The organism is Streptomyces durocortorensis (assembly GCF_016901035.1).
GTDB lineage: Bacteria > Actinomycetota > Actinomycetes > Streptomycetales > Streptomycetaceae > Streptomyces > Streptomyces durocortorensis.
Window position 1 is genome coordinate 1 of the sequence record NZ_JAFEUF010000151.1, and the last position, 17,856, is coordinate 17,856.

A 17,856-nucleotide genomic window follows, 5' to 3' on the forward strand; every position below is an offset into this window, starting at 1 on the left:
TGTACGCGATCCACGCGGTGCTGACCGGTGTGTCCATGGCCCTCACCTGGGCGCTCGGCATGAAGGACGGCTTCGGCGTACCCGTCACACGGGGCGTACGGAATCAGGCACGTCCAGCCGGTAGATCTGGCGGGAGCCGCCCTCCGGGCCGGGGTCGGCGGGCTCGCCGGGCGCGAAGCCGAGCTTCTCGTAGAAGGCCCGGGCCCCGCTCTCCACCGCCCCCGGGTGGTCGGGCCCGAAGGTGACCACCTCGACGGTGCCGGGCCCCCTCACGTACCGGCGCATCGCCTCCGCCATCAGCAGCCGGCCCACGCCCGCGCCCCGGCGGTGCTCGGAGGTGACGAGCCAGTGCACGTGGTACGTCGGCGGGGCCGCGCCGAACAGCAGTCCGCCGCTGAGGCCGGGGGCGGCGCCGGGGACGGCGACGGAAGCGTCGGCCGGCTCTGTGGACTCGGCGATCAGCGCCGCCCCGTCACGGATATGGGCTTCCACCGCGCGGTGGAAGCCCGGCTCCTCGACCATCGGCCCGAACCAGTGCTCCACCTGCGACGCCAGGGCCAGGAAGCCGTCGAGATCGCCCTCCCGGGCGGGTCTGATCGTGATCATCCGGGCAGTCTCGCAGAGCCGCCCGGACCCGGGAAGCGGCCGCCGTCTCAGATCTCGTACACCGCTCCCGGGACCGCCAGCTCCACCGGGCCCGGGTAGACCGCGCGGGCGTCGGCGGCGTTGCGGTCGGCGTCGGTCCACGGCGGGATGTGGGTGAGGACGAGCCGGCGCGCTCCGGCGCGGGCCGCCGCCTCGCCGGCCTCGCGGCCGTTGAGGTGCAGGTCGGGGATGTCCTCCTTGCCGTCGACGAACGACGCCTCGCAGAGGAAGAGGTCCACGTCCCGGGCCAGGTCCTCCAGCGCATCGCAGGTCCCCGTGTCGCCGGAGTAGGCGAGGGAGGAGCCGCCGTGCTCGATGCGGATGCCGAAGGTGTCGACGGGGTGGCAGAGCTTCTCCGTACGGACCGAGAACGGGCCGATCTCGAAGGCCCCGGACTTGAGGGTTTGGAAGTCGAAGACCTCGGCCATCGCCCGGTCGGAGGGGGTGTCGCCGTGGGCGGCGGTCAGACGCTGCTCAGTGCCCTCGGGGCCGTAGACCGGGAGAGGGCGGGGGCGGCCGCCGCCGTGCGGGTAGTAGCGCACGACGAAGTACGCGCACATGTCGATGCAGTGGTCGGCATGCAGATGGCTGAGGAAGATCGCGTCGAGGTCGTAGAGACCGACGTGGCGCTGCAGCTCGCCGAGGGCGCCGTTGCCCATGTCGAGGAGCAGCCGGAAGCCGTCGGCCTCTACGAGGTAGCTCGAGCATGCCGAACCCTTGGAGGGGAACGAGCCGGAGCAGCCGACGACGGTGAGCTTCATGGAGCGTGAACCTCCGGGGCGCGGGAACGGGGAGGGTTCGTGCGATCCGCCGAAGCCTGGTGTCGGTTCCTGCGGGATCGGTTTTGCGGTTTGTCGAGCGTAAGGCGCGAAACTCCACGTCGCTCCTTTGCTGCCCTCCGTTGTGGGGGAACTCACCTGCTCTGTCACCGGTTCGATGGAAGCGCGCCCACGGTCCGGCCCGCCGTGCCCCTCCCGGCCGCCGGTACGGTCGGGGGATGAACACGTTCTGGTGGGTGGCGCTGGTCGCCGTGGTTCTGCTGGCGCTGGTCGCCGCGGTGGTGGACGGGCGGGGGCGGTCGGACCGGGGGCCGCGGTCGCGGAGGCCCTGGCAGCCGGCGGGTTCGGCCCGGCCGCCGTCCCGGCCTTCGCGTCCGTCGCGGCCCTCGGGCCCGGAGGGGCGTGGGGACGGGCGTACGCCGCGGGCGGGCGAGGTGTGGTGGGCCGATGTGCCGTACGAGGACGGGCCCGGGTCGAAGGACCGGCCGTGTCTGGTGATCTCGGTACGGGGGCGAGGCGGGGCGCGCACGGCGCTGGTCGCGAAGATCACCAGCAAGCATCACGAGGAGCGGCCCGGGGTGATCGCGTTGCCGGCCGGGACGGTCGGGGACCGGCAGGGGCGGCAGAGTTTCCTGGAGACGGATGAGCTGCGGGAGGTGCGGATCGCCTCGTTCCGGCGGAGGGTGGGGTCCGTGGATCCCGGGGTGTGGGAGCGGGTCCGGAAGCTGAAGGCGAGGTGAGGGCGGGGTCCTTCGGGGTGCTGCCCCGGACCCCGCTCCTCAATCGCCGGAGGGGCTGAGATGGTGCCCCAGGCCCGCTGGAGGGCAAGCCCTGACGGGCGAAAAGACGTCCTCAAACGCCGGACGGGCCGGAACTACGGCTCACGCCCAGAGTTGGCCCTGCAGCGTTTCGATCGCTGCTTCCGTCGTCTCCGCCGTGTAGACGCCCGTCGACAGGTACTTCCACCCGCCGTCCGCCACCACGAAGACGATGTCCGCGCTCTCCCCCGCCTTGACCGCTTTCTTCCCCACGCCGATCGCCGCGTGGAGCGCGGCGCCGGTGGAGACGCCCGCGAAGATGCCTTCCTGCTGGAGGAGTTCGCGGGTGCGGGTAACCGCGTCGGCGGAGCCGACCGAGAAGCGGGTGGTGAGGACCGAGGCGTCGTACAGCTCGGGGACGAAGCCCTCGTCGAGGTTGCGGAGGCCGTAGACCAGGTCGTCGTAGCGCGGTTCGGCGGCGACGATCTGGATGCCCTCGCGGTTCTCGCGGAGGTAGCGGCCGACGCCCATGAGGGTGCCGGTGGTGCCGAGGCCCGCGACGAAGTGCGTGATGGACGGGAGGTCGGCGAGGATCTCCGGGCCGGTGGTCGCGTAGTGGGCGCCCGCGTTGTCCGGGTTGCCGTACTGGTAGAGCATCACCCAGTCCGGGTGCTCCGCCGACAGCTCCTTCGCGACGCGTACGGCGGTGTTGGAGCCGCCCGCGGCCGGGGAGGAGATGATCTCGGCGCCCCACATGGCGAGCAGGTCGCGCCGTTCCTGCGAGGTGTTCTCCGGCATGACGCAGACGATGCGGTAGCCCTTGAGCTTGGCCGCCATGGCGAGCGAGATGCCGGTGTTGCCGCTGGTGGGCTCCAGGATGGTGCAGCCGGGGGTGAGCCGGCCGTCCTTCTCGGCCTGTTCGACCATGTGGAGCGCCGGGCGGTCCTTGATCGAGCCCGTGGGGTTGCGGTCCTCCAGCTTGGCCCAGATGCGGACGTCCTCGGACGGGGACAGCCTCGGGAGGCGGACGAGGGGGGTGTTCCCCACGGCCGCCAGCGGGGAGTCGTACCGCATCAGCGCATGCCGCCGGCGACGGCCGGAAGGATCGTGACGTTGTCGCCGTCGCTGAGCTTGGTGGAGATGCCGTCGAGGAAGCGGACGTCCTCGTCGTTGAGGTAGACGTTCACGAAGCGGCGGAGCTGCTCTCCGTCGACGATGCGCTCACGGATGCCGGTGTGGCGGCTCTCCAGGTCGGCGAAGAGGTCGGCGAGGGTGTCCCCGTTGCCTTCGACGGCCTTCGCGCCGTCGGTGTAGGTGCGGAGGATGGTCGGGATGCGGACCTCGATGGCCATGGCGTGGGCTCCTGTCGAAAGCGGAGAGGTGGCGTGGGGCGCGCGTTTCTGCCCCCGCGCGGGGGGTGGTGCGTATGGGTGGGCGCGCGGACCGCGGCTCAGGCCGGGCGGCTCACGGGCAGGCTGCGGCTGGGACAGATCGCGCTGGCCAGCCTGCACAGGTCGACGTGCAGCCGCGCGACGAGCAGCGTGCCCGGCGTCTTGTTGCTCACGTCATGGGGAACCATGCGGGCATCGTATCGATTCCCTGTGCGGAAACCCGAGTGTGATCCCACATGGTGGATGGTGAGCGACCGTTATGTGGACTTCTGCCGCGCGGCGCTGTCCTCCGGAAGGTAGACGACCGTGGGTGCGCCGGTCTTCGGGTGGGCGCTGACCTCGGCGGCCACGCCGTACACCTCGCTCAGCAGTTCGGCCGTGAGGACCTCTTCCGGGGTGCCGGAGGCGACGACCCGGCCGTCCTTGAGGACGTAGAGGCGGTCGCAGTAGTAGGCGGCGAGGTTGAGGTCGTGCAGGGCGAGGAGGTTGGTGGTGCCCAGCTCGCGGACCAGGGAGAGGATCTCCAGCTGGTAGCGGATGTCCAGGTGGTTGGTCGGCTCGTCCAGGACGACGAGCGAGGGCTGCTGGACCAGGGCGCGGGCGACCAGGGCCCGCTGGCGTTCGCCGCCGGAGAGGGAGGCGAACGTACGGGGTGCGAGCGCGGCGATCCCGACCCGGTCGAGGGCCTCGGTGACCAGGGCGGTGTCGGCGGCGGTGTCGGCCTCCCAGAACCGCTTGTGCGGGGCGCGGCCCATGGCGACGACCTGGCCGACGGTGAGTTCGAAGCCCGCCTGGCCGTCCTGCGGGACGGTGGCGATGCGCTGGGCGCGGGCCTTCACGGGGAGGGCGGCGAGGTCGTCGCCGTCGAGGAGGACGCGGCCGTGCGTGGGGCGCAGGGTGCCGTAGACGCACCGCAGGAGGGTGGTCTTGCCGCTGCCGTTGGGGCCGACGAGGCCGACCGTCTCGCCGTCGGCGGCGGTGAGGTCGACGGCGTCGACGAGGTGGCGGCCCTCGCCGGTCCCGTACGAGAGGCCTTCGGTGCGCAGGGTGGTCACGGGCGGGCTCCCTCGGGACGTGGCCTCGTCGTGCCGGTGCTCCCCCGGCCGACGCGTACGGGCCTCATGCGGGCGCTCCTTCCGGCCTGCGTCGCAGCATCCACAGGAAGAACGGGCCGCCGGTCAGCGCGGTGAGCACCCCGACCGGGATGTCCTGCGGGGCGGCGAGCGTCCGGGCGGCCAGGTCCGCGAGGACCAGGAACACCGCGCCGCCGAGCGCGACGACCGGGAGGAGGGCTCGGTGTGCGGCGCCGACCGCCATCCGGGCCATGTGCGGGACCATCAGCCCGACGAAGCCGATCGCTCCGCTGTACGCGACGAGCGCGCCGGTCATCAGGGAGGCGAGGACGAAGACGGCGGCCCGGAAGCGGGCGGTGTCGAGGCCCAGCACGGTCGCACCCTCCTCCCCCACCAGGAGCAGGTCGAGCGGGCGGGCCAGGGTGAGGAGGACCGCGGTGCCGATGACGAGGGTGATCGCGGGGAGCGCGAGCATGTCCCAGCGGGCCGCGCCGAGGCCGCCGAGGGTCCAGTAGAGGACTTCCTGGAGGTGGTCGGCGCGGGCGGAGGTGACCAGGATCAGGCTGGTCAGGGCGGAGAGGATGTAGGAGACGGCGACCCCGGCGAGGACGAGCCGGTTGGTGGTGAGGCCGCCCCCGCCGCGCGCCAGGGTGTAGACGAGCAGCAGCGAGAGCAGGGCGCCTGCGAAGGCGGCGGCGGGGATCGTGACGGTGGTGGCGAGGGTCGCGCCGATACCGAGGACGATGACCAGGACCGCGCCGGTGGAGGCCCCGGAGGAGACGCCGAGGAGGAACGGGTCGGCGAGCTGGTTGCGGACGAGGGCCTGGAGGACGGTGCCGATGACGGCGAGTCCGGCGCCGACGACGATGCCGAGCAGGACCCGGGGCAGCCGCACGTCCAGGACGATCGTGCGGAACGGGCTCGCCTCCGCCCGCCCGGTCAGGATGTCGATCACCTGGCCGGGCGGGATGCGGACGGAGCCGAGGGCGAGGGCGGCCAGCACGGCGACGGCCAGGAGCGCGGCGAGGACGCCGAGCACCAGGACGTAACCGAGCGGCCGCCGCGGTGCGGAGGCGCGGCAGGTCACGAGGTGGGGGCCGCCGGGTGGAGCTGGGCCGCGAGCTTGTCGACGGCGGCGGGGACGCGGACGCCGAGGACCGCGTCGGACAGCGGCATGACCGCGAAGCGCTTGTTCTTGATGGCGGGGACGTCGGCGAGGGCCGGGTCGGTGAGGAGGCGCTTCTTCTTCTGTTCGACGGTGGTGGCCCCGTAGTCGTAGATCACGATGACTTCGGGCTTGCGGTCGACGACGTTCTCCCAGGAGGCGTCGCCGAAGGGCTTGTCGAGGTCGGCGAAGACGTTGGTGCCGCCGGCCCGTTCGATCAGCTCGTTGCCGATGCCCTCGCCGCCCGCGGTGAAGGCGGTCTTGTCGCCGCTGTCGTAGACGAAGACGGAGACCGGCTTGAGGTCGGCCAGCTTCTTCGCGGTGGCGGCGTTGTCGGCCTTGGCCTGCTTGATCCAGGCCTCCGCGCGGTCGCTGATGCCGAAGGTGCGGCCGACCTCGCGGATCTCCTCGTAGAGGGTGTCCATGGGCTGGTCGCCCTTGGTGCAGCTCTCGGTGTTGAGGCGGGTCTCGATGCCGGACTTCTCGAACGCCTCGCGGCCGCGGCCGTCGCCGGCGGTGAAGGCGCTGCCGTAGCCGCCGTAGACGAAGTCGGGGTTGGCGGCGAGGACCTGCTCGTAGGAGGGGTACTCCTTGGCGAGGACGGGGACGGAGGCGTAGTCCTTGGCGTACTTCGGCAGGACCTTGTCGTCGAGGTAGGCGGTGCCGACGAGGGACTTCTTCAGGCCCAGTTCCAGCATGATCTCGGTGACGTGCTGGTTCATGGTGACGACGCGCTTCGGCGGGGCCTCGTACGTCGTGGTGACACCGCAGTTCTTGACGGTGTACGGGAAGCCTTCGCCCGTCGCCGACGCCTTGTCCCCGGTGGCGGCGTCGCCGTCGGAGGAGGACGAGCAGGCGGTGAGGGCGAGCGGGAGCAGCACGGCGGCGGCTATGAGCGCAGGGGTGCGCCGGGACATGGCGGGGCCTCTCCGGGGGATTTCCGCGTCCCCTGGTCGATGCGAGAAGGCGGCGGGCCAGTTCCTGGCTTCCGGGCCGCCCTCCGGCACGGAGTCGGAGTCCGTACGGGAGGGGGCCCGGTCACAGTGGCGGGACCGTGCCGGATTCGCACCGGCTTCCTGGTTCCTGCTGCCTTGATGGGTTTGGGGTGCAGTGTGCCAGACCCGTCCGGTGGCTCCGCGAGGTACCCGGGGGCTCAGTACGCCTCGACGACCTGCACGTCTTCCTCGGTGATCTCGCCGTCCACGATGCGGTACGAGCGGAACTGGAAGGGGCCCGAGCCGTCGGTGTCGGCGGTGGAGACCAGGACGTAGTGGGCGCCGGGCTCGTTGGCGTACGTGACGTCGGTGCGGGAGGGGTAGGCCTCGGTCGCCGTGTGCGAGTGGTAGACGACCACGGGCTCCTCGTCGCGGTCGTCCATCTCGCGGTAGAGCTTGAGGAGGTCGGCCGAGTCGAACTCGTAGAACGTGGGCGAGCGGGCGGCGTTGAGCATCGGGATGAAGCGCTCGGGGCGGTCCGTCCCGGCCGGGCCGGCTACCACTCCGCACGCCTCGTCGGGGTGGTCGGCGCGGGAGTGGGCGACGATCTGGTCGTAGAGCGTCTGGGTGATGGTCAGCATGGCGCCAGGATAAGCAGGCGGGCCCCGGCGTACCGGTGGGTGGTACGCGGGGGCCCGCATGCTGGACGGCGTCGGCCTTTGGGGAGGCCGACAACAGTCCGGGAGGAGGGTGGTCGTGGGGCCCGCCCTCGGGGTCGATGGGCGCCGGTCTCCGGGTCAGTGGCTGCCGGAGGTGGTCTTCTTCCCGGCCTGCTCCGGGTTGCGCGCCTGGAGCACCCGGTAGGAGACGAAGAGGATGAGCGCCCACAGCGGTGCGCAGTAGAGCGAGATCCGGGCGTCCTTGTCGATCGCCATCATCACGATGACCATGCCGATGAAGCAGAGCGCGAACCAGCTCGTGTACGGGGCTCCGGGGGCCTTGAACGAGGACTGCGGCAGCATGCCCGCGTCGGCCATGCGGCGGTAGCGGATCTGGCTGATCAGGATCATGATCCAGGCCCACATGCCGGAGATGGTCGCGAAGGAGACGACGTAGTTGAACGCCTCGCCCGGCCACTGGTAGTTGATCCACACGCCGACGAGCATCAGGGCGGCGGAGAACGTGGTGCCCACCAGCGGCAGGCCGTTCTTCGTCAGCTTGGTGAAGGCGCGGGGGCCCTGCCCGTTGAGGGCGAGGTCGCGGAGCATGCGGCCGGTGGAGTACATGCCGGAGTTGCAGGAGGAGAGCGCCGCGGTGAGGACGACGAAGTTGACGATGGCCGCGCCGACGCCGAGCCCCATCTCCTCGAAGGCCTTCACGAACGGGGAGACGCCGGGCTTGAAGGTGGACCACGGCACGACCGAGAGGATCATGATCAGCGCGCCGACGTAGAAGACGGCGATGCGCCACGGCACGGTGTTGATGGCCTTGGGCAGCACGGTCTTGGGGTCCTTGGACTCCCCGGCGGTGACGCCGACGAGTTCCACGGCGAGGAAGGCGAACATGACGATCTGGAGCGTCATGAGGGTGCCGGTGATGCCGTTGGGGAAGAATCCGCCGTCGTTCCAGAGGTTGGAGACGGTCGCGGTGTCGCCGGCGTCGGAGAAACCGACGGTGAGAACGCCCGCGCAGATCAGGATCATGCCGATGATGGCGGTGACCTTGACCATGGAGAACCAGAACTCCAGCTCACCGAAGAGCTTCACGGAGATCAGGTTGGCGCCGTAGAGAATGACGGTGAAGACGAGGGCGGAGAGCCACTGCGGAATGTTCCACCAGTACGTCATATAGGTGGCGGCGGCGGTGACTTCGGTGATTCCGGTGACGACCCAGAAGAGCCAGTACGTCCAGCCGGTCACGAATCCGAAGAACGGGCCGATGAATTCCCGGGCGTACTCCGAGAAGGAGCCGGAGACCGGGCGGTACATGAGCAGCTCGCCCAGGGCCCGCATGATGAAGAAGATGACCAGACCTGCGACGACGTAGGCCAGGATGAGGCTGGGCCCGGCCCGGTCGATGGCTTTGCCGGCGCCGAGGAAGAGCCCGGTGCCGATGGCTCCGCCGATGGCGATCATCTGAATCTGACGAGCTCCCAGACCGCGCTGGTATCCCTCGCCACTGGTTCCGGCGTCCCCGGCATTGCCGCCGGGCTGACCCTTGTCGACCTGTCCCTCGTCGACCTGCGCCGATGTCATGGTGGTGCGCCTTTCTCCACGCCGATCCGCGCCGTACAAGGCTGCGGATCAGGTCCTGATCCCCCCGGATATGGATGGAGTGCGACCGGCGTTCGGCCGGTGTGTAGCGCCCCCGGGAAACAGGGGTGGCGTCCCCCGGGCGGTCGTGAAGATTTATCACGGCCGTCACAGGACACCGTGGGACATTCTGTGGTGTACACCACAGGCAGAAGGGGACATAAAGCGCTGCCCGGAACGAATGACCCGAATGACTTGGCGGGATCATTACTCGGATCTGAGCGTCCGTTGAGCGAACAGAAGCCGCCCCCCCCGGCTGGGTGGGCGGCTCGGCTTTTCCGGAGGCTGCCTACGGCATGAGCGTCTCGACCAGGGATTCCTGGAGGGCGCCGAGCCAGAGGTAGGCCATCACCATGGGCTTGCGCGGATCACTGTCGGGGAGCCGGTAGAGCGAGCCCTCCTCACCCTGGTCCTCGTCGGAGACCTCCAGCCGGGTGCCGATGGTCAGGCGCAGGTCGTTGAGGGAGCGGAGCCAGCTGCGGCACTCGTCGCCGGTGAGGGTGAGGACGGCCCCGTCGTCCGGGGCGGGCGAGAGCGCGTCCAGGGTGCGGACGACGGCGAGGGCGTCGTCGCGCTTGCCGGTGCGCAGGTCCATCTCGGTGAACCGGCGGAACTCCGCGGACAGCTCGCGCAGCTCCTCCTCCGGCTTTCCGGCCCCGGCGGGCCCCTCGGCCCCCTCGGGACCGCCGTAGGCGTCGGGGAAGAGCCGGGCCAGCGCCGGGTCGGTGGGCGGCTTGCTGGGGCCCTCGGCGAAGAGCGCGGCGAGCGGGTCCTCGCCGTCGGCGGGCTCGTCGCCCGGACCGATCAGTTCGAGCAGCTGCACGGCGAGGGAGCGGAGGATCGAGATCTCGACCTCGTCGAGCGCGACGGCCGCGCCGCCGCCGGGGGTGGCCTCGAAATGGCCGGCCATGGATTCTCCGATGGTGGGTCGAACGGGGCGGGTGGCAGGGGCGCCGGGAGCGGCTAGTTGCGGTCCTGGGTGAGGGTGGCCCACAGCCCGTAACCGTGCATGGCCTGGACGTCGCGCTCCATCTCCTCGCGGCTCCCGCTGGAGACGACGGCGCGGCCCTTCTGGTGCACGTCCATCATGAGCTTGTGGGCCTTGCCCTTCGGATAGCCGAAGTAGGCCTGGAAGACATAGGTCACGTAGCTCATCAGGTTGACCGGGTCGTTGTGGACGAGCGTCACCCACGGGACGTCCGGCTCGGGGACCGCGAAGGTCTCCTCGGCCGAATCGGGACGTTCGATCTCTAGCGGGGTAGCAACGCTCACCTGTCCCATGCTGCCACCCGGGCGGGCCCGACGCACAAACGGACCCCACATCTCGTCACTTTGACGAATAGGGGGTAGCATCCCAGCCATGAACACAGCGGACCTCGGTCGGCGGGTCGGCGTTCCGTCGACCGCGCTCTTCACCGACCAGTACGAACTGACCATGGTGCAGGCCGCCCTCAAGGCCGGCACCGCCGACCGCCACTCGGTCTTCGAGGCGTTCACCCGCCGGCTGCCCGAGGGGCGGCGTTACGGCGTCGTCGCGGGCACCGGGCGGGTGCTGGACGCGGTGGAGAACTTCCACTTCGACGACGAGATGATCGGCTTCCTGCGCCAGCAGGAGATCGTGGACGAGCCGACCCTCGAATGGCTGGCGGGCTACCGCTTCAGCGGCGACATCTGGGGCTACCCGGAGGGCGAGGTCTACTTCCCCGGCTCCCCCATCCTGCGGGTGGAGGGGTCCTTCGCCGAGTGCGTGCTGCTGGAGACGGTGATCCTCTCCATCCTCAACCACGACTCCGCCATCGCCGCCGCCGCCTCGCGGATGTCGGCCGCCGCCGGGGGCCGCCGGCTGATCGAGATGGGCGCGCGCCGCACCCATGAGCTGTCGGCGGTCGCCTCGGCCCGTGCCGCGTACGTCGGCGGGTTCGACGCCACCTCCGACCTGGCGGCCGGGTTCCGCTGGGCGATCCCGACGGTCGGCACCAGCGCGCACGCCTTCACCCTGCTGCACGACAGCGAGCGGGACGCGTTCCGGGCGCAGGTGGACTCGCTCGGCCGGGGCACGACGCTGCTGGTCGACACGTACGACGTGACCGAGGCGGTCCGGGCGGCCGTGGAGATCGCGGGGCCCGAGCTGGGCGCCGTACGGATCGACTCGGGGGATCTGCTGCTGGTCGCGCACCGGGTGCGGCAGCAGCTGGACGAGCTGGGGGCGACGGGCACGAAGATCGTGGTGACCTCGGACCTGGACGAGTACGCCATCGCCTCGCTGGCCGCCGCGCCGGTGGACGCGTACGGCGTCGGCACCCAGCTGGTCACCGGGAGCGGGCACCCCACCTGCTCGATGGTCTACAAGCTGGTGGCCCGCGCCGGCTCGGCGGAGCCGGACGCCCCGCTGGTGCCGGTGGCCAAGAAGTCGCTCGGCGCGAAGTCGTCGGTCGGCGGCCGCAAGTGGGCCGCGCGCCGGACCGACGAGCACGGGGTGGCCGAGGCCGAGGTGATCGGCACCGGCCCGGTCCCCGAGGAGCTGGCCGGCCGGCAGCTGCTGGCGGAGCTGGTGCGGGGCGGCGAGGTGGTCGCCCGCGAGCCGCTGGACACGGTCCGGGAGCGGCACGTGGCCGCGCGCGCCGGGCTGCCGATGTCGGCGATCCAGCTGTCGCGGGGCGAGCCGGTGATCCCTACCGAGTACGCCTGAGCCGGGCGGGGCCGCCGCCGGGCCGGTCAGCGCCGGGCCGGGTCAGCGCCACTACCCGGCCGGTCAGCCCCCGCCCCGGGCCCCGGACCGGGCCGGTCCGTAACCGGTGGTTTCGCGGACGGGCTTGATTGTGACGTTCCAGTGCCTAGGCTCGAACCCCGGCAACCTCCCGGACACCCGCCATGCACCGCGCATTGATCGTCGTGGACGTTCAGAACGACTTCTGCGAGGGCGGCAGCCTCGCGGTGGCGGGCGGTGCCGATGTCGCCGCCGCCATCACCGACCTGATCGGCGACGCCCAGCCCGGCTACCGCCACGTGGTCGCCACCCGCGACCACCACATCGACCCGGGCGACCACTTCTCGCCGAACCCGGACTTCGAGCACTCCTGGCCGGTGCACTGTGTCGCCGGTACGGAGGGCGTCGGCTTCCACCCGAACTTCGCGCCCGCCGTCGCCTCCGGCGCGATCGACACGGTGTTCGACAAGGGGGCGTATTCGGCCGCGTACAGCGGGTTCGAGGGCTCCGACGAGAACGGGGCCGGCCTCGCCCAGTGGCTGCGCGACCGCGAGGTCACCGAGGTCGACGTGGTCGGCATCGCCACCGACCACTGCGTACGCGCCACCGCGCTGGACGCGGCCCGTGAGGGCTTCGTCACCCATGTGCTGCTCGACCTGACCGCGGGCGTCTCCGGGGCGACCACGGAACGGGCCCTGGCAGAGCTGCGCACGGCGGGCGTGAAGCTCTCCGGCACGCCCGTCGTCGCGTCGTAGCCCAGCCCCTCGGGCCAAGCCCCCTCGGCCCCTACGCGGCCGGGCGGGCCGGTCCGGCGTACCCGGAGGGGCCCAGCAGGGCCCGGATCGGGTGCCACAGCTCCTGGCAGGACGACACCGGCTGGGACGACGCCTGATGCACCGGGCCCAGCGGCCGGACGCCGGCCGCGTCCGCCTGCGGGGCGGCCCGCCACAGCAGCCCGTCCGGGTGGTGCAGCACCGCCGTGACCTCGTCCGGCGTCGGCGGCCGGTCGTTGCCGCGCAGGTACACCGCCCGCAGCCCCAGATTGCGCAGCCTGGTCAGGGCGCGCGCCCGGTTCGCCGCGTGCACCAGCACCCGTACCGGGGCTCCGGGCCCGGCTCCCGTACCGCCGCAGGATCCCGTGCCGTCGGCCGGTCTGGTGAGGGTCAGGGCGACCACCACCGTGCCGTTCGGCAACCTGCAGAAACCTCCGCCTGCCATGCTCCGCGCTCCCCCGTGAGACGTCGTGTCAATAAGGATGTGAACAAGACGCACCTAAACACGATCGGCCGCCGCCCGCTAGAGGGCGACGGCCGATCATGGTTTGACCTGCGGTTTTACTTGATCAGCGGCCCGAGGGGCTGACCAGCACGCTCATCGTCCGACCGTCGAGCGGCTCGTGGACGATGGAGATGCGGGTGTTCGTGTCAGAAACCTTGACACTGCCCGTGGGGTTCTCCTTGTACCAGTAAGTGCCCTTGCGGTCGTCGAAGACCGGGTTGCCCAGGCTCGGCTTGATGTACAGCGGCACGTCCGCGTTGTGGAGCGTGAAGCCCTTGTTCGGGTACCAGCTGAACGGCGCGTCGAACGGCTGGATCTTGTTACGCAGGAGCGAGCCGTCCTTCCACTTGAGCGGCTTGGCGTGCGCGTCGATCGGCAGGATCAGACCCTGGCCCGGGTGGACGGAGGTGTTGTTGTCCTTCTGGGAGGTGTCCCAGAGCCAGACCAGCAGACCGTTCTGGTACGCGTAGTGCTCGACCCAGTCCGGACGGGTGCCGGAGAAGCCGAAGTTGTACGGGCCGACCTTCAACGTCTCGTCGTACGAGACGTACTGGCGGTTCTCCGCGATGTAGTACTGCGGGTAGTCCTGGGTGAAGGACTCGCCGATCCGCGAGAAGCCCTTGGCGGTCCAGCCGTTGTCGTCGCCCTCGGCGTTGTCCGAGAAGAGCGCCGCGCCGTCGGCCGTGATGGTGATGGCGTCGGCCGCGAAGCCCTTGCCGCCCGCGCCGCCGTCCGTCTGGTAGCGGAAGCGGAGGTCGACCTTCTTGCCCGCGTAGGCGTCCAGCGGGAAGGAGAGCTTCTTGTACGCGCCCGAGACGTCGGTCAGAGCCGGCTTGTCACTGGCGTCGCGCGGGATGGCCTTGCCGTCGGCGGTGCCGTCGAGCGCGGTCCAGCTGGTGCCGCCGTTGTCGGACACCTCGGTGTAGAGGTAGTCGTAGTCGGCCTCGATGTCGTACCAGCCCGAAAGGTCCAGCGTGGCCTTGGACTTGCCGGTCAGGTCGACCGAGCGGGTCAGGGTGTTCGACAGGTCGTCGCCCATGTCGCTCCACCACTGCTTCGCACCCTCGGCGGGCTTGGTGACGGTGGTGGTGACGGCCTTCTTCGGCAGCTCGACGACGAGCGCCTGCGGGTTCTTGGTGTTGTACTCCGAGACGCCCAGCTTGTGCAGCGAGGTCTTGCCCGCCCTGGCCTTGTCGTAGTCGAGCCAGCCGAGCTGGAGCTTGTCCCACGAGGTCATGTCGCCGGGCAGGTTGCCGATCTCGCCCTTGCCGGTGCCGAGCCAGGAGCCCGCCGACATCAGGGACCAGAAGCCGACCGAGTTCTCGCCGCCGCCGGAGGTGTCGTACAGGTCCGGCAGACCGAGGTCGTGGGCGTACTCGTGGGCGAAGACACCCAGGCCGCCGTTCTCGGGCTGGACGGTGTAGTCGCCGACCCAGATGCCCGTGTCGCCGATCTGGGCGCCACCGGCCTTGTTGTCCGCGGGGCCGGTCGCACCGGCGTTGGTGCCGTACGCGTACCAGCGGTGCGCCCAGATGGCGTTGGTGCCCTCGGCGCCGCCGCCGGCCGACTCGTCCTCGCCGGCGTGGACCAGCTGGAAGTGGTCGATGTAGCCGTCGGGCTCGTTGAAGTTGCCGTCGCCGTCGAAGTCGTAGCGGTCCCACTCGTCGTACTCGGCGAGGTCGGCCTTGATCTCGGCGTCGGTGCGGCCCTTGGCCTGCTGTTCGGCGACCCAGGCGTTCACGCCGTCGCGGACCGCGTCCCACACGTTGGCGCAGTTGGACTGGCCGCAGTAGTTGGAGCCGTAACGGGCCTCGTTGTAGGGGACCTTGACCCAGTCGGAGACCTCACCCTCGACCGAGTAACGGCCCGAGGAGGTCTTCTCGTAGTAGGTCTTGAGCGAGTGGACGCCCTTGCCCTCGCCGAAGTAGAGCTCCTGGAAGTGCTCCTGGTTGTAGTCGGACTTCCAGGCGGTGCTGTTGTCCTTCTTCGGGTCCGGCTTGGCGATCTTGTTGTGCGCCGGTCCGGGGGTGCCGCCGAACTTCTTGACGGGCGGCTTGGGGCCGTCGCCGTCCGGGTCGAACATCGTGGTGTCGTCGACCTGGTCGCCGAACTCCAGCAGGATGGTGAAGATCTTGTCGGTCTTCTCCCGGCCCAGCTCCACGTACTTCTTGTCGCCGAGCTTGACGACCTTCGATCCGCTCCGGTTCGCGACCTTCTTGTCCCCGGCCAGCACCTGCTCCAGCGCGGCCTCGCGCTGGGCGGCCTGCTGCTCGCTGAAGGGGCCCTCCAGGTTGTGCTCCACATGCCCCTTGGCCGGCGCCGGGTCACGGCGGTCGACGGTGGAGACACCGGAACCTGATGAGCTGTCATGCGCCTGGGCGGTGGCGAAGGTCGACGCCGTCGCGGCGGTCGCAGCCATGGCCACGACAACGGCGGCGGTGCGAAGCGCCCGTCTCTGATTGGTCACTTGAAGCAGTCCTCCCCGGGCGTCCGCGCTGCGGCCAGGGGGGTATGAAGCGGGCCGCGCGCGTAAACGCGTCACAAGTGACGACATTCGATCGGAGTTATGAGAGAAAAGACAGACCTTGACTTGAACAGACCAAGTGCACTATGCGGAGTGCTCTTCCGGTATGCGGACGGTATGTGAAGGGCATGGGAACGGCAAAGGAACGGCGACCGGGGCCGATCCGGTCCGGCGGGACACGTCAACAGGCGCGCTCCGCTGTCCGGTTGGTGAGAGCCGTGACTCCGTGCGCCCCCTGTGCACCGGTACCGTGCGTTAGGTCACGCTTACTACCGGTCCCGGTCGGGCATCCACCGTCGTAGGGTCGTTCGGTGCGCACGATCGTGCCGAACGCCGCCCGCCCATCCGACGTCCGAAGGACGGAAACCGCCATGCCGCGTCCGACTGCCGCACAGTTCGTCTACGGTTCGGCCACCGTCGTCACCACGACGCTCGCCCTGCTGCTGCTGTTCCGCACGGAGTCCGGCATCGGCGTGGCCGCCGTCGGCGCGACCGCGCTGGCCCTCGGCCTGCTGGTCGCCCTGCGGCTGCCCCGGCCCGACCGACGCCCGACCGCCGCGGCCGGGCGGCCGACGGCCGACCGGGCCTCCGCCGCCGCCCGGACGCACCAGGCCCTGGAGAGCATCGGGGCACGGGAGCGGGTCACGGCGGGGCGTTCCCCGGCGCGGACCGACCAGCACTCGCTGCGCCGCTGACCGACCCGCTAACGGGCGACCACGACGACCGTCTTGGCCGCCTTGTCCTGCAGCCCCTGCCGGTAGGGCTTGTCGGTGAACATCAGCACGATGTTGATGAGCCACCACAGGCACGGGCAGCACAGCAGCGCCGGAGCCCACAGCACGACCGCCCGCATCAGCGCGGCCCCGGTGTCGGGCACCCGGCCGTCGTTGAGCATCGCGACGCGCAGCTTCAGCAGCCGCTTGCCCAGCGTGCGGCCGTCCTTGTGGGTGAAGTAGGTGTCGTAGGCGACGTAGACCACCAGGCCGATGATCGACCAGAGCAGCTGGTGCCCGCTGTACCCGCTGGCGACCGCGTCGCCGAACCCGTCGTCGCCGTCCCCGTTGACGTCGACCGCGCCGCCCCAGGGCAGCGAGATCAGATACAGCGGGATCGAGATGATGAGGAAGTCGATGAGCCGCGCCAGGATCCGCTTTCCCGGCTCGGCGAGCGGAGGCATCCCGGCCAGCGGATCGGGCGCACCGAACCCGCCGCCGCTGCCGTACGGATCGTTCGGCGGGGGCGGCGGCGGGGGGGGCGGCGGCGCACTGCCGTACGGCTGACCGTCGGACGGCGGCGGGGGCTCCTGCGGCTTCTTGAGGAACGGATCGTCGTCCTCGGGCGGCTGGCCGGGCGTCGGCTGGTCGTTGCTCATGGGGGCAGTGCATCCCGCACCACCGGGGCCCGCAACGGCTCAGGTGCGTTCGGGGGACGCGAGGCGGCATACGAGTCTAGACCGGCATGTCGCCACCCGCCCGGCCGGATTTTCCGATAAGCGGGCAGGTGGCTCCCGGTCAGCCGGTCCCGCTCAGCCCGCTCAGCCCGCTCAGCCCGCTCAGCCCGCTCAGCCCGCCACGAACGTACGGGCCGCCTTGTCGTGCCAGCACTGGCGCCACGGGCGGTCGAACAGGCACCACAGGACATTGACCACACCGAGGACGAGCAGCCCCAGCACGCCGTAGACGAGCCAGCGGCGCAGGGCCGCGCCCAGGGAGGGGGCGTCATGGGACTCGATGTCCCGTACGTCGAGCCCGAAGAGCTTCTTGCCCAGCGTCCGGCCCCACTTGGCCGTGGGCAGGGCCTCCAGCAGGAAGCCGAGGAGCAGGAACGCGGCGAGCAGCGCCCCCAGCAGGACCCCGGTGGTGGAGTCCAGCAGCCAGACGGTGACGGTCTCCCCCGTCTCCTTCGCCGCGGTGATCTTCCGGTCGATGTGGTCGAGCGCCCGGGCCGACAGCGGGACGGCCACCGCCCCGACGATCGCGCCGAGCACGAGGCTGTCGACCAGCCGGGCGGCGAACCGCTTGCCGAGCCCGGCGGGACGGGCGGATGCCTGGTTGCGGGCGAGTTGCTGGAAGGGGTCGTCGACCGGCGGCTTCCAGGGCACGACGGGCTGGTCCGCCCCGGCCCCCGCCGCAGGGCCCTGATGCTGCGGCGGCTGCTGAACCTGGTGCTGGTGCTGCTGCTGCGGTTCGGGCTGGGCCAGTTGGTGGACCTGCTGCGCCCAGGAGGCCGAGCCGCCGCCGGGGCCGGTGCGGGGGCGGGTGCCGGTGCGGGAGTCAGCGGCTGCACTGC

Annotated in this window: 20 protein-coding genes and 1 riboswitch; of the genes, 4 read left to right on the forward strand and 16 right to left on the reverse strand. The window is 70.8% G+C overall.

The window, feature by feature from the left end:
• Window positions 1-84: 84 nt before the first annotated feature.
• Window positions 85-606, reverse strand: coding sequence for a GNAT family N-acetyltransferase (locus JS521_RS24240; protein ID WP_205085058.1), 522 nt, complete (start codon window positions 604-606; stop codon window positions 85-87).
• A 47-nt stretch (window positions 607-653) separates the two neighbouring features.
• A complete protein-coding gene (locus JS521_RS24245) occupies window positions 654-1,406 on the reverse strand; it encodes an MBL fold metallo-hydrolase (RefSeq protein ID WP_205085059.1) in 753 nt (250 codons plus the stop codon).
• Between the two features lie 236 nt (window positions 1,407-1,642).
• Between JS521_RS24245 and JS521_RS24250 the strand changes: the two genes are divergently transcribed.
• Window positions 1,643-2,164 carry a type II toxin-antitoxin system PemK/MazF family toxin gene (locus tag JS521_RS24250; RefSeq protein ID WP_205085060.1) on the forward strand — a complete coding sequence of 174 codons (522 nt, stop codon included), beginning with the start codon at window positions 1,643-1,645 and terminating at the stop codon, window positions 2,162-2,164.
• Between the two features lie 141 nt (window positions 2,165-2,305).
• Here the strand turns inward: JS521_RS24250 and JS521_RS24255 are convergent, their stop codons facing one another.
• The 10 genes from JS521_RS24255 to clpS form a co-directional block, all read right to left on the reverse strand.
• A complete protein-coding gene (locus tag JS521_RS24255; RefSeq protein WP_205085061.1) occupies window positions 2,306-3,256 on the reverse strand; it encodes a PLP-dependent cysteine synthase family protein in 951 nt (316 codons plus the stop codon).
• On the reverse strand, window positions 3,256-3,534 hold the full coding sequence (locus tag JS521_RS24260) for a MoaD/ThiS family protein (protein WP_006124874.1): 279 nt from the start codon (window positions 3,532-3,534) through the stop codon (window positions 3,256-3,258). The genes JS521_RS24255 and JS521_RS24260 overlap by 1 nt, the downstream gene beginning before the upstream one ends.
• Window positions 3,535-3,632: 98 nt before the next feature.
• Window positions 3,633-3,761 carry a putative leader peptide gene (locus JS521_RS37250; RefSeq protein WP_255382959.1) on the reverse strand — a complete coding sequence of 43 codons (129 nt, stop codon included), beginning with the start codon at window positions 3,759-3,761 and terminating at the stop codon, window positions 3,633-3,635.
• A gap of 69 nt (window positions 3,762-3,830) precedes the next feature.
• On the reverse strand, window positions 3,831-4,628 hold the full coding sequence (locus tag JS521_RS24265) for an ABC transporter ATP-binding protein (RefSeq protein ID WP_205085062.1): 798 nt from the start codon (window positions 4,626-4,628) through the stop codon (window positions 3,831-3,833).
• Window positions 4,629-4,692: 64 nt separating this feature from the next.
• Window positions 4,693-5,733 (reverse strand): FecCD family ABC transporter permease, encoded by a 1,041-nt coding sequence (locus JS521_RS24270; protein ID WP_205085063.1) that lies wholly within the window; start codon window positions 5,731-5,733, stop codon window positions 4,693-4,695.
• Complete coding sequence (locus tag JS521_RS24275) at window positions 5,730-6,728, reverse strand: ABC transporter substrate-binding protein (RefSeq protein ID WP_205085064.1); 999 nt, start codon at window positions 6,726-6,728, stop codon at window positions 5,730-5,732. Before JS521_RS24275 ends, JS521_RS24270 begins: the two co-directional genes overlap by 4 nt.
• A 38-nt stretch (window positions 6,729-6,766) precedes the next feature.
• A riboswitch (cobalamin riboswitch) is annotated at window positions 6,767-6,946 on the reverse strand.
• Window positions 6,947-6,964: 18 nt separating this feature from the next.
• Window positions 6,965-7,387 (reverse strand): M67 family metallopeptidase, encoded by a 423-nt coding sequence (locus tag JS521_RS24280; protein WP_205085065.1) that lies wholly within the window; start codon window positions 7,385-7,387, stop codon window positions 6,965-6,967.
• 156 nt (window positions 7,388-7,543) lie between these two features.
• Entirely contained in the window at window positions 7,544-9,001 is a 1,458-nt protein-coding gene (locus tag JS521_RS24285) for an amino acid permease (protein WP_205085066.1), read from the reverse strand.
• Between the two features lie 346 nt (window positions 9,002-9,347).
• On the reverse strand, window positions 9,348-9,968 hold the full coding sequence (locus JS521_RS24290) for a DUF2017 domain-containing protein (RefSeq protein ID WP_205085067.1): 621 nt from the start codon (window positions 9,966-9,968) through the stop codon (window positions 9,348-9,350).
• 53 nt (window positions 9,969-10,021) lie between these two features.
• A complete protein-coding gene (gene clpS / locus JS521_RS24295; protein ID WP_205085068.1) occupies window positions 10,022-10,339 on the reverse strand; it encodes an ATP-dependent Clp protease adapter ClpS in 318 nt (105 codons plus the stop codon).
• Window positions 10,340-10,418: 79 nt separating this feature from the next.
• Between clpS and JS521_RS24300 the strand changes: the two genes are divergently transcribed.
• Together JS521_RS24300 and JS521_RS24305 are read left to right on the forward strand one after the other, a co-directional pair.
• Window positions 10,419-11,747, forward strand: coding sequence for a nicotinate phosphoribosyltransferase (locus tag JS521_RS24300; protein WP_205085069.1), 1,329 nt, complete (start codon window positions 10,419-10,421; stop codon window positions 11,745-11,747).
• A gap of 182 nt (window positions 11,748-11,929) precedes the next feature.
• On the forward strand, window positions 11,930-12,520 hold the full coding sequence (locus JS521_RS24305; protein ID WP_205085070.1) for an isochorismatase family protein: 591 nt from the start codon (window positions 11,930-11,932) through the stop codon (window positions 12,518-12,520).
• A gap of 31 nt (window positions 12,521-12,551) precedes the next feature.
• On the opposite strand, the gene JS521_RS24310 is transcribed toward JS521_RS24305, so the two are convergent.
• Complete coding sequence (locus JS521_RS24310; RefSeq protein WP_205085071.1) at window positions 12,552-12,983, reverse strand: hypothetical protein; 432 nt, start codon at window positions 12,981-12,983, stop codon at window positions 12,552-12,554.
• Window positions 12,984-13,107: 124 nt separating this feature from the next.
• Window positions 13,108-15,510, reverse strand: coding sequence for an immune inhibitor A domain-containing protein (locus JS521_RS24315; protein WP_205085072.1), 2,403 nt, complete (start codon window positions 15,508-15,510; stop codon window positions 13,108-13,110).
• Between the two features lie 428 nt (window positions 15,511-15,938).
• Here JS521_RS24315 and JS521_RS24320 point away from each other — a divergent pair, with 428 nt between their 5' ends.
• Window positions 15,939-16,262, forward strand: coding sequence for a hypothetical protein (locus tag JS521_RS24320; RefSeq protein WP_205085073.1), 324 nt, complete (start codon window positions 15,939-15,941; stop codon window positions 16,260-16,262).
• Window positions 16,263-16,270: 8 nt separating this feature from the next.
• Here JS521_RS24320 and JS521_RS24325 read toward each other — a convergent pair whose 3' ends face one another.
• Window positions 16,271-16,939 (reverse strand): RDD family protein, encoded by a 669-nt coding sequence (locus JS521_RS24325; protein ID WP_065487491.1) that lies wholly within the window; start codon window positions 16,937-16,939, stop codon window positions 16,271-16,273.
• Between the two features lie 189 nt (window positions 16,940-17,128).
• The coding region (locus JS521_RS24330; protein ID WP_205085074.1) for an RDD family protein at window positions 17,129-17,856 on the reverse strand (728 nt) is incomplete at its 5' end.

Bases quoted from the DNA above. Each gene is read 5' to 3' on its own strand.
- JS521_RS24240 (WP_205085058.1), bottom strand. From the start codon at position 606: ATGATCACGATCAGACCCGCCCGGGAGGGCGATCTCGACGGCTTCCTG.
- JS521_RS24245 (WP_205085059.1), bottom strand. From the start codon at position 1,406: ATGAAGCTCACCGTCGTCGGCTGCTCCGGCTCGTTCCCCTCCAAGGGT.
- JS521_RS24250 (WP_205085060.1), top strand. From the start codon at position 1,643: ATGAACACGTTCTGGTGGGTGGCGCTGGTCGCCGTGGTTCTGCTGGCG.
- JS521_RS24255 (WP_205085061.1), bottom strand. From the start codon at position 3,256: ATGCGGTACGACTCCCCGCTGGCGGCCGTGGGGAACACCCCCCTCGTC.
- JS521_RS24260 (WP_006124874.1), bottom strand. From the start codon at position 3,534: ATGGCCATCGAGGTCCGCATCCCGACCATCCTCCGCACCTACACCGAC.
- JS521_RS37250 (WP_255382959.1), bottom strand. From the start codon at position 3,761: ATGGTTCCCCATGACGTGAGCAACAAGACGCCGGGCACGCTGCTCGTC.
- JS521_RS24275 (WP_205085064.1), bottom strand. From the start codon at position 6,728: ATGTCCCGGCGCACCCCTGCGCTCATAGCCGCCGCCGTGCTGCTCCCG.
- JS521_RS24280 (WP_205085065.1), bottom strand. From the start codon at position 7,387: ATGCTGACCATCACCCAGACGCTCTACGACCAGATCGTCGCCCACTCC.
- JS521_RS24285 (WP_205085066.1), bottom strand. From the start codon at position 9,001: ATGACATCGGCGCAGGTCGACGAGGGACAGGTCGACAAGGGTCAGCCC.
- JS521_RS24290 (WP_205085067.1), bottom strand. From the start codon at position 9,968: ATGGCCGGCCATTTCGAGGCCACCCCCGGCGGCGGCGCGGCCGTCGCG.
- clpS (WP_205085068.1), bottom strand. From the start codon at position 10,339: ATGGGACAGGTGAGCGTTGCTACCCCGCTAGAGATCGAACGTCCCGAT.
- JS521_RS24300 (WP_205085069.1), top strand. From the start codon at position 10,419: ATGAACACAGCGGACCTCGGTCGGCGGGTCGGCGTTCCGTCGACCGCG.
- JS521_RS24305 (WP_205085070.1), top strand. From the start codon at position 11,930: ATGCACCGCGCATTGATCGTCGTGGACGTTCAGAACGACTTCTGCGAG.
- JS521_RS24310 (WP_205085071.1), bottom strand. From the start codon at position 12,983: ATGGCAGGCGGAGGTTTCTGCAGGTTGCCGAACGGCACGGTGGTGGTC.
- JS521_RS24320 (WP_205085073.1), top strand. From the start codon at position 15,939: ATGCCGCGTCCGACTGCCGCACAGTTCGTCTACGGTTCGGCCACCGTC.
- JS521_RS24325 (WP_065487491.1), bottom strand. From the start codon at position 16,939: ATGAGCAACGACCAGCCGACGCCCGGCCAGCCGCCCGAGGACGACGAT.